Genomic DNA, 16,506 nt, shown 5'->3' on the forward strand with positions numbered 1-16,506 from the left:
TATAATTAGTAAGTTAGATAAAACCAAACCACGAGTATCATAAAAATTAGAAAACTTACAGCAAACCCTATTAATGTACGCTTGTAGTCGGAGAGATTTACACTATTGCGGATTATGTTTTGGATTCTATATAGGCTAAAATCGTTTCGCGCAATAACTTTCAGCTTTTTAAACTTAGATAATTCTTTAGAGTTGTTTCCAATCTCTTCACTGTTTGAAGAATAAACAATTATCTTAAGAACAGAATTTGGTTTTGAATAAGTTGTAACAATACTTAATAGAGAGTGTCCATTGTTGTTAAATAGATGATCGGATACCACCAAAAAATTTTTATTTTTCCTCAAAAAACCTCTATCTACCAAATTTTCCATCTCATCAAAGTTTTTAACTCCGCATAATTTAAAATCTTCGATTGATGTAGCAAAATGTGAAATTAGTTCTTGACGGTAATCATCATCACTATCAATAAAAAATATTGTATTTCTTCCTATCATATAGTTATTTATAAGGATACGGCTTTACTTTCGACCTTCTTTTTTTGTTAGGTCTAATATCTATATTTGATTTATATTTCCAAACATTATCTTCCCATTTTAGAGCGTCGTGAAACATTGTAGGAGCCATATTGCCTTCTACATTTGACGGCATAGTAGGGATTTGTTCTAAATTATCAAAGACAATCATTCCAATATTTTTATCCCAGTTTAATTTCATTTTGGCTCTATAATTATATGTAAATATAATTCGACTTTTTTTACCCGAAGGGGTTTGAAATATTTCGTGTCCAAAATATGGTACACCATTTTCAAAACGCATTACATCAATAATTTTTCTGGTAGCAAATAAAGAGTATCCTTCCCAGCCAAGCAATACGTAGACTATCTCTTTTTTATTGACTAATGTTGGTATAATTTCATAATATAGAGCACCATACCATTTGTCGTGTTTTAATATTACGTGCTCTGCGTTTTCTATGTTATTGTGGCAATCAGTCAATTTTGTTGTAGTTAGCTTGTTGTTCTTTTTATCGTAATGTTGGATATAGCAAAAGTAAATATACGAAGCGTCTCGACGTGGAATGTTCCAATTAATTATACGACAAGCTTTATCATCTGAATATAAGCATGTTATCATGTTTCCCAACGTATCAAAAGGATAGTTAAATGACTCTTCAATAAGTAGTAATGTGTCGAGTATCGTCTCTACTTTTTGCGACAGTTCTATTCTTTTGTCAAAGTCGTTGATATTTCGAATGTTATAAAAAACATCATATAAACTGTCTGATACAATTTTAAAACTTGAAATTTCCTGAGAATAGGTTTTAAAACTACAAATCAGCAAAATCGTAAAAAATCCAACAATTATATTTCGAATCATATTTTTAATAAACGATTAATCTATAACGTATAAATTTGGCTTTATTATGATTGGTACTCTTTTTCCTTCAAAAATAATCACTATTAATCGATAAAAAAATAAAAATCTACTTGCGTGTCATATTTTGAAATTAGTTAGCAATATTCGGTTGCGCCACTTTATGCAATGATTTGAATATTACTTATCGAAAAATTAATCACATAACACGAGAATTAATTATAGAAAAAAAACAGTAAAAAAAACAATTCATAGAAAAAATGTGTAATTTTGCTCATAGTAGATTGATTTTGATAAAGCTAATCTAATGAAAAAAATATTTGCCTTACTATTAATATCTTCTTTATCATTTTTAAGTTGTAGAAATGAAAATGAGTACCACGGTATAACAGGTGTGTGGTCGGTTGAAGAGTATGGAGATTTAACACCATACAGGCGATACAACCTAAGCATTAGGAGTCACGAGGCTTTTGATAGCGTTTATATTATTTCGAATCTTTATCGTTCCGGCAGCCATAATGAAACATTAATTAAAGTTGATAATTTAACAATTGTTATTACTCCTCAATTAGTTGATAATTACTATATTAGAGGTTCGGGTCAAATTCAGCCCGATTTTAAAAAGATAGACTTAAATTATCATGTAGTCAATACTGTAGCTGGTATTGAAGAAGATGTTATTGCTCAATTTACTAGAAATTAGCAGTACTATTTCTTAAAAAAACATTGAAAAAAATTCTAATATATAGATCTTTCGGGGTGTTTTGCGTGAAGATCTAGTGAGCTGAAAATGCTTTTTAATTTAGCGAAGTCATCTTTTTGATTGCCTGTCATGTATATTGCTTTATCTATGTAACATGTTTTGGTTTTGTAGTTCAGTCCAATTGGCACAATAGGCACATTTGCTTTTGTTGCAAAATACCAAAATCCCGGTTTCCATTTAGCTACTTTTTTTCTAGTTCCTTCCGGAGCAATTACTAAAACAAATTGCTTGCTATTTTGGAAGCGGTCAATTATCTGCACCATTGTTGTACCTGGATTTTTTCTATCTATCGGGATACCACCGGCAGCTTTTAATATGAGTCCTAGTGGGGGGAAAAAAGCTTCTTTTTTTATTAGGAAGTGTATTGGAAAGCCTAAATATAAATTGAACATTTTCCCCACTAAAAAATCCCAATAGCTGGTGTGGGGGAGTACTGCCATAATGAAATTTTGTTTTTCAGGGGTATTCCCTATCAGTTTCCAACCGGATAGTTTAGCAAGAAATTTTCCAAATCGTTGTTTGAAAGATAATGTCATCGTTTTTTTGAAATATTGTGTTTGCGAAATTAATGAATTTCTTATTAATAGAGTAGTAGTGTTTTAAAAAGTGCATGTGTATAATGGATACAACAAAGCCAACCAAAGATCTTTAGTTGGCTTTGCTGTATCAGTTTTTAAGTATTACTGATTTTATATGCCTTTTCTTTGCATAAGTGCGTCAGTAGTGGGTTTCCTTCCTCTAAATTTAACGTACATATCCATGGCATCTTCGGTACCTCCACGTTCTAAGATATTTGTTCTGAATTTGTTAGCAGTCTCTTTGTCGAATAGTGAAGTCTCTTTGAATGCTTGAAATGCGTCTGCATCAAGTATTTCAGCCCACGTGTAGCTGTAATATCCAGCTGAATATCCTCCTGCGAAAATATGGTTGAAATATGTGCTTCTGTATCTGTATTCAATTTCTGATATTAAACCTGTTTTGCTTCTTATTTGAGCTTCAAATTCGTAAATATCAGGAATCTCTTCTGTTTCAAGTGTGTGCCAGTACATATCTAAAAGGGCTGCAGCTTGGAATTCAGATACTACAAATCCTTGATTAAATTTGGCTGATGCTTCCAATTTTTCAATAAGTTCATCAGGTATAACTTCGCCTGTTTCGTAATGGAAAGCATAGGTTTTCATTACTTCTGGTTCAGCTGCCCAGTTCTCCATAATTTGTGACGGTAATTCCACAAAATCTCGTGGTGTTGCTGTTCCTGAAAGCGAATAGTATTGACAACGGCTTAATAATCCGTGCAATGCGTGTCCAAACTCGTGGAATAGTGTACTCACTTCATCAAATGAGAGTAGGGCAGGGGTGTTTTCTGTTGGTTTTGAGAAATTACAAACTACTGTAATTACTGGTGGAACTCGTTCACCTTTTTTGTTGTTATATTGTTTGCTAAAACTACTCATCCAAGCACCGCCGTTTTTCCCTTTGCGTGGGTGGAAGTCCATATATAATATACCTATTGTTTGGTTGTCGTTGTCTGTGACTTCGTAAACACGAGCATCAGCGTGATATAGTGGAATATCATCTCTTTGTTTAAAGTTAAGGTCATAAAGTTTGTTAGATACACTAAAAACTCCATTCAGAGCATTTTCAAGAGAGAAATATGTGCGAAGTTGATCTTCGTCAATGTCAAATTTTTGTTTACGAATTTTTTCAGCATAATACCACCAATCCCATGGCTCTAACTTAAAGTTGTTTCCTTCGGCTTTAATCTGTTTTTGCATTTCTGCAGCTTCATTCTTAGCTGCAATAGTTCCGCGATTCATTAACTCATTACAAAGTTCAAAAATAGGTTCTGGAGATTTTGCCATACGTTCTTCCAAAACGTACTCTGCATGATTTTTATAACCTAATAGCTGAGCTTTTTGATAACGTAGGGATAGTATTTTTTTAATATTTTCTTTGTTATCGTATTCATTATCATTGTCACCACGTTTTACATAAGCTTTATAAACTTTTTCTCGCAGTTCGCGTTTGCTGCTGTATTGCAAAAATGGAAGTCGGCTTGGGTTATCTAATGTAAATAGCCATTTGCCATCGTTGTTGTTTTGTTTTGCAAGCAGAGCAGCTGCATCGCGTACACTTTGTGGTAATCCTTCTAAATCACTTTCATTATCAATAATGAGTTGGAAACTGTCGTTATCCTTGTTCACATTCTCACGGAAACTGATTGATAACAGAGATAATTCACTATTAATTTGTTTCATTTTTTCTTTATCTTCATCATTTAGATTGGCACCACCGCGAACAAATTGTTTATATGTATTTTCAACTAATTTTAACTGTTCGGTATTTAGTCCAAAAGAATCTTTGTTTTCATATACACTCTTTACACGGGCAAACAGCTCCGGGTTCATGTATATTTCATCGTAATGATTAGAGACCATTGGTGATGTTACTCGTGCAATCTCTTGCAGTTCGTCGTTTGTTGCACTACTTCTTAGATTACTCAAAACAGCTCGTACTTTTTGTAAAGTCTTACCAGCAAATTCCAATGCTTCAATTGTATTTGCAAAAGTAGGTTCTTCAGTATTCGTAATAATTTGTTCAATTTCAAGTTTGTGTTCTTGAATACCGGCTTCATATGCAGGTATGTAGTGTTCGTTTTTAATTTCATTGAACGGAGGAACTTGATATGGAGTGTTATACTCCGATAAAAATGGGTTTTTATCTACCTTCTGTGTACACCCAAATGCTACTGTAAGTGCTAGCATTGCTAAAAGATTTTTGATATTCATATTATATTGTATTAAAAATTAGTATCAGTTTTAATGCTTGTGTTTATTGATTTACAAAAGTAATGTATAAGTTGTTATAAATCGAGCCTAATATCTTTCAAAATTTCAAAACCATATTTTTTATTGATTTTATTTTTCAGTGGCGTTCTAATAATCTGGAGTTCTTGTTTGACAATTCCCGATGTTATTTTTACAAATAGAACGCCGTTGGATATTCTAAGACCTTTTGTGCTTTTTGCCATGTGCTCACCGACAAAATCACTCCAATTATTAATGATAGACGTTTCATTTAACTTGCTTTTGGAGTTGTTTTCGGTTATCCACTCATCAATTGCTTGTCCTAAGTTAGTTACTTTCTGTTTTCTCATATTGTAATTGTACTTGCCCATAAGATACTGAAAATATTTTATAAGGAGATAAAATATCTTCTAAAAAAACATCAATTCTTGCTTTGTTTGTGTCTGTTATAAAAATTTGTCCGAAATGATCGGCAGATACCATTTTGATTATTTTAGAAATACGTTTAGCATCTAATTTATCAAAAATATCGTCAAGAAGCAGAAGGGGCTTTATTCCTGTTGTTTTGGCAGAGTATTCATAATATGCTAACTTGATTGAAATAATAAAAGTTTTTTGCTGTCCCTGAGATGCCGATCTTCTAAGGCTTCGCCCGTCAATGGTCATTTCCAAGTCGTCTCTGTGGATACCAACAGTAGTGTGACCAGCAACCAAGTCCGTGTTTCGGCTTTTTGTTAATTGGTCTTGAAAATCTGAATCATTAAGTTGGCTGCTATATATCAAACCAACTTTTTCGTCATTGTTGCTAATTATCGTGTAGTATTGTTGAAACAAGTCCTTGAAATTATCCATAAAGTTCTTTCTTACAGAGAATATCTCATTTCCGTATTTTACTAATTTCACATCGTACATTTCCAAGGTTAGTTCGTCAATTCTATTGTTTTCGCGCATTTGTTTTAGGGCTTTATTTCTATTTTCAAGAACCTTGTTGTATTGAATAACATAAGTTAAATAAGTGCGGTCAAATTGCGAAATCATATAGTTTAACATTTTTCTGCGCTCATCGCTTCCTGCATGTATGACCATTGTGTCTGATGGAGTTATCATAACAAGTGGAAGATATCCTATATGATCAGAATAGCGACGGTAGTTTTTACCGTTTAGGCTAATAGTTTTTCCTCTATCGCGTTCAACACCGCAGTAAACTCTTTCTTGGCTGTTGTTTTTTGTGAAATAGCCGTCTATTATGAAGTAATCGAAGTCTTTAAGGATATTTGAGCTGTCGGGTATATTAAAATAGTCTTTGCAAGCTGATAAATAATAAATAGAACTCAATAAGTTAGTTTTGCCTGCACCGTTGAGCCCAACGAAACAATTAATGTTTTCTGAGAAAAATAAATCGGCGTTTTCAATATTTTTATAATTGTTAATTTTTAAATTACTTATGTACATTATAACACCAATTTTATTTTTATAATATAAGACACTTTTAGCCACCAAATTATAGAGTTTACTATAGTTGTGGCAGTTTGCTGGTATTTCTGTTTATTTGTAGGAAGTGATTAGAGCTTACTTTCTTGGTATAGTAGGGTCTAATCCTTTGTTCTTGTAACGTAAATCATTTGACTAATACTTCTATATCCTCTTATGCCCTCTTCGACAAAATAATATGTGTCGCCAAATGAATGTTCTACTTTTACATAAACGCTAAGGCTATTATCTTCGTTTATAAATACTTTCGTAACTTTTTTATTGAATTCATAGTATTCATAAACTGTCTTTCTTCTTCCTAAAACCTCATCTAATTTATCGCCTATATCGTCGAAACTTGATTCAAGTGAACGTGCCGCCCTTTCTTCAATTGAGTTTCTATATTGTGCTCTTTTTATTTCGTTAAGTTCTCTTTCTCTCTCTCTTCTTTCCTTTTCACGAACTCTATTAATACTGTCTGCTGCAGCTCTTTCTAAAGCGACTCTACGTATATCTTCTTCCACTCTAAGTCTTTGCTGTTCTTCTTGAGCTTTTCGTATGCTATCTGATACCGCTTTTTGTCGTGCAATTTTTCTTGCTTCTTCCATTTGAGCTTCTCTTTTTGCATCTTCTTCGGCTTTTCTAGCGGCTGCAATTTGTTCTCTTAGCTTTCTGTTTTCCTCTATCTGTGCTAATCTTGCTTCTTCTTGTTGTGCTGCCAGGATACTATCTGAGCGAGCTTTTTCTGAAGCGGCTCGTCTCATCTCTTCAATTAGTTTAAGTCTGTTTTTTTCATCTTCTGCTAACCTTATACTGTCAGCAATACGGTTTTGTTCTGCAATTCTTTTTAGTTGTTCAAATTGTTCTGCCCGTATTTTTTCATCTTCTGCTCTTTTTATACTGTCAGTTAATGCTCTTTGTCTTGCGAGAGTTTTTTCTTCCTCTTCTTTAGCTTTTCTCTTTGCCTCTTCTTCGGCTAGTCTTTTATTTTCAAGTTCTTCTTGAACTCTTGCTGCTTCCTCAGCAGCTTTTCTTACTCTTTCAATCTCTTGTGCGCGTTGTAAACTGTCAGCTCTGGCTTGTGCCATGGCTCTTTGTCGGGCATCTTCAATAGCTTTTTGCCTTGCAAGTTCTTCTTGTGCTGCTTTGATACTATCAGCTAATGCTCTTTGTCTTGCGAGAGTTTTTTCTTCCTTTTCTTTAGCTTTTCTTTTTGCCTCTTCTTCGGCTAATCTTTTATTTTCAAGTTCTGCCTGGACTCTTGCTGCTTCCTCAGCAGCTTTTCTTACTCTTTCAATCTCCTGTGCACGTTGTAAACTGTCAGCTCTGGCTTGTGCCATGGCTCTTTTACGAGCATCTTCGACGGCTCTTTGTCTTGTAAGTTCTTCTTGAGCAGCTTTAATGCTATCAGAAACACGTTTCTGTTCTGCTAATCTTCGAGCATGCTCTTCATTTTGCCTTCTTTTTTCCTCTTCTTTTGCAAGTCTTATGCTGTCTGTTACTCTTTTGTGTTCTGCAATTTGCCTTTGTCTTTCTATATTTTCTGCTCTTAGTTTTTCTTCATTGGCTTTTCTGGCTGCTTCTATTTGGGCTTGTAGCTCAGCAGCAGCCTTTCTTTCATTTTCTTGGGGAGTAGTTTTTGTGATTGATTTTTTTTCAATGTCGTCTATTCGCTTTTGAATAGTTTTAGAATAGTCGGTATCGTAATCAAAATCGTCCTTATTGGAGTGATATTTTATAATTGCAACAGGTTGATTAAACACAACTATATCTGTTCCTTCTGGTTGTTTAAATAAAATTACTTGAAATTCAAATGGTTCAAACGGATCATAAGATACAGTTTGATATTCTGAATCGGGTATGTGTGTGTTAACGTTAATGCTTTTTGTAATATATCCCGCTTTTTCAAAAGTTAAAATATAATCTGCTTGATAGTCTAAATCAAACTCAAATTTGCCGTTTCTTGGTATGGTCTCATTTCCTACCCTTTGATTATCACGGTCGATATATACTCGTGTTCCTTCTGGATCTCCTTCAGACATTTTCACTTTTCCAAAAACCTCGTACCTAGGTTTTTGTGACAACAAGCTAAAAGGCTGCAACGTCATTATTATGAGTGCACAAGAGATAAAAAGAGTTCTTTTAAAAGCTATATTATGAAATCTCATTATGTTGCGAATAGCAATGATTTTATAAGTTTTTGAAAACTTTAATTAAAACTCCACAAAATAATTAATTTTTTATGATTTTACAAAATATGTATTTAACAATGATTTGTTAATATTAATGTAATCTTATTTTCTAATTAATTAAAAAATTGTGCAATAATCTAGTTGTATGATAAACAATAACATAGTTGAATGTTGATTAAAACCAGAAAACAAAAAACCGCTCGAAAAAATTATCAAGCGGTTTTTTATATTAAATGACAATCTTTTTCTCCAAAAAACTTCAACCTTAAGCTTTAACTGATTTCACAATCATTTCAAAAGCTTCTGGATGGTTCATTGCCAAGTCGGCTAAAACCTTACGGTTGATTTGTATGTCTTTTTTGTGTAATGCTCCCATTAGTTCAGAGTAGGTCATTCCATGAAGACGTGCACCTGCGTTAATTCTTTGAATCCAGAGGGCTCTAAAATTACGTTTTTTTGTTCTGCGATCGCGATATTGATATTGCAATCCTTTTTCGTATGTGTTTTTAGCTACGGTCCACACGTTACCTCTTGCTCCGAAATATCCTCGTGTTTGTTTAAGGATTTTTTTTCTTCGGGCTCTTCCTGCTACTATGTTTGATGCTTTAGCCATTTTGTTGTTTGTTTTACGAATGTTCAGTGTTCGTTATCCGAATCTTTTAAAACTGAGGCACTCTTATTGTTAATATTAATATTTGATTACTTTAAACCTAAACATTTCAAGATGTTGTTTGTGTCAGATTTTGATACCAGTGATGTATTTGTTAATCGACGTTTTCTCTTGATAGTTTTCTTTGTTAAAATGTGACTTTTGTACGCATGTTTGCGTTTAATTTTTCCCGTTCCTGTTAATGCAAATCGTTTTTTTGCTCCGGGATTTGTTTTTACCTTAGGCATAATACTCTAGATTTAATTTTGTTAAACAAGTTACTTTTTTTGTTTTTTTGGAGATATAAACATTGTCATTCTTTTTCCTTCAAGTTTTGGAAGTTGATCTACTTTTCCCCACTCTTCGAGTTCTGTCGCAAGTTTTAGCAATAATATTTCGCCTTTTTCTTTAAATAAAATTGTCCTTCCTTTAAAAAAGACGAATGCTTTAATTTTTGCTCCTTCTTGCAGGAACTTAATAGCGTGATTTTTTTTGAATTCAAAATCGTGCTCATCAGTGTTGGGGCCAAATCTAATCTCTTTTACTACAACTTTTGATGCTTTTGCCTTTTGCTCTTTAAGTCGTTTTTTTTGGTCGTATAGAAATTTTTGATAATCAATAATCCTACATACAGGAGGATCAGCATTTGGTGCAATTTCAACCAGATCAAGGTTCATTTCCTCAGACATACGCAATGCTTCTTTAATGCTGTAAATTCCTTGGTTCTCGATATTATCTCCTGTAAGGCGAACCTTAGGTGTAATTATTTTTTCGTTAATACGATGGGCGGGTTCTTGTGCAGCCTTGCCCCTTGGTGTTCTTTGTGTAGGTCTTTGATTAATAGATCTTTCCTCCATAAATTAATTTAACAATTCGTTATTTACTTCATTTTTTACGTGTTTAGTAAACTCTTCAAGTGTCATTACTCCTTTGTCACCTTCTCCTTGTCGGCGAACAGAAACAGTATTCGTTTCCATCTCTTTTTCTCCTACGATAATCAGAAATGGAACTCTTTTTAGTTCATTATCACGTATTTTGCGACCAATTTTTTCGTTACGGTCGTCAATAACGGTGCGAATATCGGAATTATTTAGGAAATCCAAAACATTTTTTGCATATCCATTGAATTTTTCACTAATAGGCATCACAACTACTTGGTCTGGAGTTAGCCACAATGGGAACTTTCCGCCTGTGTGTTCAATTAAAACAGCAATAAAGCGTTCCATTGACCCAAAAGGGGCGCGGTGGATCATTACGGGGCGGTGTCGTTTGTCGTCGTGTCCAATATATTCTAATTCAAAACGTTCGGGTAGGTTGTAGTCTACTTGTATTGTTCCTAATTGCCATTTTCTACCAATAGCATCGCGTACCATGAAATCCAATTTTGGACCGTAGAATGCAGCCTCGCCGTACTCAACAACGTAGTTTAAGCCTTTTTCGTTCGCAGCTTCTATAATCGCGCTTTCTGCTTTTTCCCAATTTTCTTCGGATCCGATGTATTTTTCGTGATTATTTTTGTCGCGTAATGAAACTTGTGCTACGAAATCATTGAAGTTGAGAGTTTTAAAAATATAAAATACAATATCAATTACTTTAATAAACTCCTCTTTCAGTTGGTCTGGGCGACAAAAGATGTGTGCGTCATCTTGTGTAAAGCCGCGTACACGTGTTAATCCGTGTAACTCTCCGCTCTGTTCATAACGATATACCGTACCGAACTCGGCTAAACGTATTGGTAAATCTTTATACGATTTTGGACTCGACTTGTAAATCTCGCAGTGGTGGGGGCAGTTCATTGGTTTTAATAAAAATTCCTCACCTTCGGCTGGAGTTTTGATTGGTTTAAATGAGTCTTCGCCGTATTTTGCGTAGTGCCCGCTGGTTACGTACAGTTGTTTTCCACCAATATGTGGTGTCATAACCATTTGATACTCATATTTTTTCTGTATCTTTTTTAAGAAGTTTTCCAATCTTTCGCGTAGAGCAGCTCCTTTTGGCAACCACAAAGGCAATCCTTGACCAACAGCTTGTGAAAAAGTAAATAGTTCAAGCTCTTTTCCTATTTTTCTATGGTCGCGTTTTTTCGCCTCTTCAAGCATAACTAGGTATTCGTCAAGCATTTTCTTTTTCGGAAAAGTAATGCCGTAAACGCGTGTTAACTGTTTTCGTTTTTCATCACCACGCCAGTATGCTCCTGCAACCGAAGTAACTTTAACCGCTTTAATTGGTTCTGTTGAAGGCAAGTGTGGACCTCTACAAAGATCTGTAAATGTTCCTTGTTTATAGAATGATATGGTACCGTCTTCTAGTTCAGATATCAGTTCAGTTTTATAATTTTCTCCAATACTTTCAAAATACTTAAAGGCTTCTTGTTTGGGAACTTCGTTTCTGATGTATTGGTTTTTTTGTGATGCTAACTCCATCATTTTGCTTTCAATCTTTGCAAAATCAGCATCTGTAATCATTTTTTCCTCAGGGAGTTCAACGTCATAATAAAATCCATTTTCAATAGCTGGACCGATACCGAACTTTACTCCGGGATATAATTGTTGCAAAGCTTCGGCTAATAAGTGAGCTGATGAGTGCCAGAAAGCATGCTTACCCTCTTCGTCTTCCCATTTATGTAATTTGATCGTAGCGTCATTGGTGATTTTACGGGTCAAATCCCACAAGTCGTCATTTACAGTTACCGACATTACATTTTCAGCAAGGCGTGGGCTTATGCTTTGTGCTATTTCAAAACCTGTAACTCCGGAGGGATACTCGCGGACGCTATTATCGGGAAGGGTGATTTTAATCATGTTGCTATTTTTTATTGTTCAAAGATTCTATACGATTAACAATTTCTTGAGTTGAGTCAACTAACTGCAAGCGTAGTTCTTTGAAATATTTTTTTGCGTTTTTTTCTGTCTCTTTATTTGACCTACGGAAACCGTTGATATTATCAATCGTTTCATTATGGAGATTTATAATATCTTGGCTAATTTTAGTAATTTCCTCTGTTGCTGATGAATTCGTAATTTCTGCAATATAGCAGCCAAATAGTAGTTCAGAGGTCAGGTAATCTAATTCTTTTTTTAATCGTTTTATTGATGCCATATATGTTATTTTATGTTTCTTCGTTAAAGAAGAGTTTATAATAATTCATTTGTTTGTTGTTATCGTATCCTCGCTCTATTTTTTCAGGGTCTCCATGCACATAAAGATGAAAATTTCTATCCAGCTTGATAACTGGTCTGAAATATCTTCTGCTTTTTGACAGTGCAGGTTTAGAAACGACGAAACTGTCTGCAAATTCTACACCATAATTATCGGCAAACTGTTTTTTGTAATCTTCAAAGACTTCAATAGCTTCATTTTGTCCAATTACTTTTTTTGTAAAATCTTCGTTATCAAATAGTTTTGAGTTTTTAAAATAATCGTCACTACGTTGTAAAAATGCAATTTGTTGTGCCTTTTCAACGTTGTTTTCTTCTGTCAGAACTTCATTACCAAACTGTTGGCAAACTTGCATAAAATTTTCAGTTTGATAATATCCATCTGCGATTTGGTTTAGGTTAAGAAAATCGGTGCGCCAATATTGCGCTTCAGCACTTTTGTTAACCTTATCTACAATAGCAATTTTATAGCCACTCTCTTCGTACACGTTGAAAATAAGGCAACCCTTATCTAATTTACGAATATTTATTCCTTGATCATGTTCGGCAACAAATTGTTGGTCATTTTGATATACTTTTAAGAAAACATCTTTGTTTTCACTTTTAAAAACTCCTAGGCAATCGACCTCTTGTCCATCAATACTACAGTTTTTAAAAAGGGCTATATAAAGCTCTCCGGTTTTTATATTAGGATGTTGTGATGTTGTGTGCAACCATTTGGTTATTAGGTCACTATTTGTTTTAAACTCTTCAGGATTATTAAATATTGCTTTACAATATTTGTACATATTATGATTTTCTCCAATGCCACTAATATCAAACTCGTAGAATGCACCTGGTTTAAACGATGAGAGGAAGTAGGTTAGGAGCACTTGTTTTAGCTCACTGTCATGTATAACCAATTCACTCTCTGAAAGTAGCAAAGATGATGAATCAAATCTACTACCGACCTGATGTATAACAAATTTTTCTAACGAAACATTTCTAAAGTCGATCATAATCAAAAATTTCGGACTGCAAAATTACAAAAATATCAGACAGGTTTTCAACTCTTAGTTAATAAATTTGTTAAGAAATGAGTTCATCCTTTAAAATCTGACCTAATTGTTAAGAAATAGACAATGTTAATTGTGTGAGTATAAGTTGTTTAAATAAATAGTATTTGATTTTAGTATTGAAAATGTAATTATTTAGTGAATAATTTATTTTCGCTAATCTCTTTAATTTTACCATATTTATTAAGTTGATTGATTGATATTCTTGATTTATCACCAACAACAACTATCGCAAATTTGTTATTTTTTAACATTCGATTGTAAAATTCGTACAATTTATCCCAGGTTAAATTTTTATAATATTCTGTTAGTTCGTTAAATGGGTCTGTTTCATACCCTTGATTTTTCCATTTTTTAACTTCAGGTATAAGGTTTCTAAAATCTGGTTTATCGGTTAATGCCTTACTAATTAGGTACTCTTTAATCATTTCGATGCGTTCGGGTTTTTGTGGCATATCACGAATTATTGAGTTCAGAATCTCTATGGCTTCATTTGCCTTGTCGGATTGTGTTCCCACGTATGCAGTAAAATGCACCGGGTCGTTCTGTTTTTTTGGTATTTTAAAACTTCCACCAACAGCATAAGCCATGCTCCTGTATTCGCGAATTTCCTGTGCAAGTAAACCCGAAAATCCACCACCAATATAAACATTGAAGGCGTTGAGCATTGCATATTCTTGTTTTGATAATTCAGATTTTGTTGTGAAAAATATCTTTGCCTGTTTAGCCTTTTTCTTATTTGTAAAAAACAGCGTGTTTTCGGGATAGGTCGCAGTTGGCTTGTAAATAGGGGAGTCAGTATCTTTTAGGTTCTCACTGAAATTGAGATTGTTACGTGCATGCTCGCAGAGTTCGCCAATATCGGTATTTCCTGCGAAAAATATCTCAATTGCGTATTGAGTTGCTGATTTAAATACCTCGATTAAGTGAGTTGCTTTTAGTTTTTTAATATCGCTAAGTTTGTCTCTGTCGATATATTTCGATTTTTTGTTGTATAAAGCGTAGTGTAACAGAGCGTTGGCCACATTATCTGGTTCTTTGTGCTCGATCTCTCTGTTTGCTTTTTCGTTTTCGTATATTGTTGATATTTTGCTGTTATCGGCGATGGGTTCGTTAATTAGCTTATTGAGTAGCTGTAAGACTTTTGGAAGATTTTTCTCTATTCCAACTACGTTGATAGACGTGTAACTATCGTTAACATCGAAAGTATATGTGGCACCAAGCTTTGCAAATTCAAGTTTTAGTTGATTTGAGTCAAATTCTTTAGTTCCAGTGAGGTTCATGTACGAAGTAGCTAAATCAAGCCTTTTAATTTTTTCTGTGCCTACGCAAAACAAAATCTGAAGTGTAAATATGTCGTTTACGTTATTTGCTGTTCTGAAAACTTTGTAATTCTTATAAATTTCCCTCTCCTGAATATCCTTTAAAAAGTCAATGGGCTTATAATCAAGCTCTTTTGGTTTAATGGTGTTGAAATGTTTTTGATATTCAGACACCTCCTGTGTGTTTGACATAATGGGCTTATATCCTGGTTTGTCTATCTTGTCAACAGGCGGTTTTCCCATTTTTGATTGTAAAACTAAATAGTTGTCACCGAAATACTTAGATGCAACTTTTTTGACATCATCTGATGTGATTTTTTTAATTATCTCAGCTCGATTAAAAATAGTGTTTAGATCTAAACCTTTTGTAAATGCAAAAGCTAAGGCAAGTGATTTTTCTTGCAGTGACTCTAATTTCTGTTGCTCTTCACTGTAAAATTCGTTTTTAATGGTTTCGAGAAATGTTTCGGTAAAATCGCCTTTGGTTATCCTCTGTATTTGCTCAATAGCAAGATTTTCAGCATTTTCGTGGCTTTGTCCAATTAGTTTGGGGATAGCCATAACGATTAAACTTCCGTAGTCGTGGTAAGGGATTTGCATTGCTACAGCTGCCAAAAGTTTATTGTCAAGGCTAAGTTGGTCGAGGTAACCCGTTTGTGTTGAATTGTTTAACATCTTGCAAATCAGGTCCATAACAGGTTTTTCTTCTTCGCCATCTGCGGGAACGCGGAAACCCATCAGATTCATTTTTATAGGCGACAGCTTTTCGCTATATACTTCGCGCCCTTTGAATGGCTCTTCGATATATTTTGTACGCTCTGGCAATTTTGCGCTTTTAAGTTGACCAAATTTATCCTCAATCATTGGCATTACTTCATCTGTATTGAAGTCGCCTGACAATACAAGAGCCATATTATTAGCTACATACCAAGTTTTGAAAAATTCGTACATCTTGGTAAGACTGGGGTTTTTCAAATCCTCCTTAGTGCCTATTAATGAGCGTTGTCCGTATGGGTGCTTTTTAAACATGTAGCGATTAAAACTTTCGATAAGCTTTGTTTGGAATTGGTCTTCGTACATATTTTTTTCCTCGTAAACAACTTCGAGTTCGGCTTGAAAAGCCCTAAAAACAGGTTCCTGAAAACGGTGTGAATATAGGTCAATCCAGCGATTGATTTGGTTTGGCGGAAACTCGTTGAAAAACACCGTTATATCGGGCGAAGTAAAGGCGTTAAGTTTTGTTCCGCCCATTCTGTAAACCAAATTACTCATTTCATTCAGAATGCCGTATTGTGCAGCCTCCAGTGACTCTTTGTTTATCTGTGTCTGAATTTCTTTTCTTTTTTCTTCGTCTTTTGTCGCTGATAATAAATCATATAGCTTAAATATATTATCGATATGTGGTTTCTCTTTCTCCCAGTCTAACGTTCCAAGTTTGGTAGTGCCTTTAAAAAGCATATGCTCCATATAGTGAGCCATTCCTGTTGCGTTTGCCAGGTCATCTTTGCCGCCTGCTTTTGTTACAACAAGTCCAAAAACTTTTGGTAGTCTGTGGTCTTCGTTCAGAATTACGGTAAATCCGTTTTTTAGTGTTTTTGTTGTTAAGTTGTTATGTGAAGATAAGTTCATAATTTATGTACAGTTATAAAATTGTGTTAGATATAAATTTTGCCCTTAAGGCAAGTTATCAATCCGTGCAAAAGTAGTAAAAAGCCT

Annotated in this window: 15 protein-coding genes; 1 reads left to right on the top strand and 14 read right to left on the bottom strand. The window is 34.2% G+C overall.

The annotated features are described in order from the left end of the window. Nucleotides 1–5: 5 nt before the first annotated feature. Together GX311_08365 and GX311_08370 are read right to left on the bottom strand one after the other, a co-directional pair. Nucleotides 6–494, bottom strand: coding sequence for a hypothetical protein (locus tag GX311_08365; GenBank protein ID NLK16395.1), 489 nt, complete (start codon nt 492–494; stop codon nt 6–8). 4 nt (nt 495–498) lie between these two features. Continuing rightward, on the bottom strand, nt 499–1,377 hold the full coding sequence (locus GX311_08370; protein NLK16396.1) for a hypothetical protein: 879 nt from the start codon (nt 1,375–1,377) through the stop codon (nt 499–501). Nucleotides 1,378–1,681: 304 nt separating this feature from the next. Between GX311_08370 and GX311_08375 the strand changes: the two genes are divergently transcribed. Beyond that, complete coding sequence (locus tag GX311_08375) at nt 1,682–2,077, top strand: hypothetical protein (protein NLK16397.1); 396 nt, start codon at nt 1,682–1,684, stop codon at nt 2,075–2,077. A gap of 35 nt (nt 2,078–2,112) precedes the next feature. On the opposite strand, the gene GX311_08380 is transcribed toward GX311_08375, so the two are convergent. The 12 genes from GX311_08380 to GX311_08435 form a co-directional block, all read right to left on the bottom strand. After that, the gene (locus GX311_08380) at nt 2,113–2,673 is read right to left on the bottom strand and encodes an acyltransferase (GenBank protein ID NLK16398.1); all 561 of its coding nucleotides are present in this window, start codon (nt 2,671–2,673) and stop codon (nt 2,113–2,115) included. 153 nt (nt 2,674–2,826) lie between these two features. Then, nucleotides 2,827–4,926, bottom strand: coding sequence for a M3 family metallopeptidase (locus GX311_08385; GenBank protein ID NLK16399.1), 2,100 nt, complete (start codon nt 4,924–4,926; stop codon nt 2,827–2,829). 74 nt (nt 4,927–5,000) lie between these two features. After that, a complete protein-coding gene (locus tag GX311_08390) occupies nt 5,001–5,294 on the bottom strand; it encodes a DUF721 domain-containing protein (protein ID NLK16400.1) in 294 nt (97 codons plus the stop codon). Next, nucleotides 5,272–6,396, bottom strand: coding sequence for a DNA replication and repair protein RecF (gene recF / locus GX311_08395; protein ID NLK16401.1), 1,125 nt, complete (start codon nt 6,394–6,396; stop codon nt 5,272–5,274). The genes GX311_08390 and recF overlap by 23 nt, the downstream gene beginning before the upstream one ends. A gap of 140 nt (nt 6,397–6,536) precedes the next feature. Continuing rightward, complete coding sequence (locus GX311_08400) at nt 6,537–8,582, bottom strand: hypothetical protein (GenBank protein NLK16402.1); 2,046 nt, start codon at nt 8,580–8,582, stop codon at nt 6,537–6,539. Between the two features lie 289 nt (nt 8,583–8,871). After that, the gene (gene rplT / locus GX311_08405; protein ID NLK16403.1) at nt 8,872–9,219 is read right to left on the bottom strand and encodes a 50S ribosomal protein L20; all 348 of its coding nucleotides are present in this window, start codon (nt 9,217–9,219) and stop codon (nt 8,872–8,874) included. An 86-nt stretch (nt 9,220–9,305) separates the two neighbouring features. Beyond that, on the bottom strand, nt 9,306–9,503 hold the full coding sequence (gene rpmI / locus GX311_08410) for a 50S ribosomal protein L35 (GenBank protein ID NLK16404.1): 198 nt from the start codon (nt 9,501–9,503) through the stop codon (nt 9,306–9,308). Nucleotides 9,504–9,533: 30 nt separating this feature from the next. Continuing rightward, nucleotides 9,534–10,112 carry a translation initiation factor IF-3 gene (locus tag GX311_08415; protein ID NLK16405.1) on the bottom strand — a complete coding sequence of 193 codons (579 nt, stop codon included), beginning with the start codon at nt 10,110–10,112 and terminating at the stop codon, nt 9,534–9,536. A 3-nt stretch (nt 10,113–10,115) separates the two neighbouring features. Continuing rightward, nucleotides 10,116–12,056 (bottom strand): threonine--tRNA ligase, encoded by a 1,941-nt coding sequence (thrS, locus tag GX311_08420; protein NLK16406.1) that lies wholly within the window; start codon nt 12,054–12,056, stop codon nt 10,116–10,118. A 4-nt stretch (nt 12,057–12,060) separates the two neighbouring features. Continuing rightward, nucleotides 12,061–12,354 carry a hypothetical protein gene (locus tag GX311_08425; protein ID NLK16407.1) on the bottom strand — a complete coding sequence of 98 codons (294 nt, stop codon included), beginning with the start codon at nt 12,352–12,354 and terminating at the stop codon, nt 12,061–12,063. A 10-nt stretch (nt 12,355–12,364) separates the two neighbouring features. After that, a complete protein-coding gene (locus GX311_08430; protein NLK16408.1) occupies nt 12,365–13,411 on the bottom strand; it encodes a nucleoid-associated protein in 1,047 nt (348 codons plus the stop codon). Between the two features lie 188 nt (nt 13,412–13,599). Continuing rightward, a complete protein-coding gene (locus GX311_08435; protein ID NLK16409.1) occupies nt 13,600–16,419 on the bottom strand; it encodes an insulinase family protein in 2,820 nt (939 codons plus the stop codon). Nucleotides 16,420–16,506: the final 87 nt, after the last annotated feature.

Source organism: Bacteroidales bacterium, from assembly GCA_012519055.1.
Taxonomy (GTDB): Bacteria; Bacteroidota; Bacteroidia; order Bacteroidales; family Salinivirgaceae; genus JAAYQU01.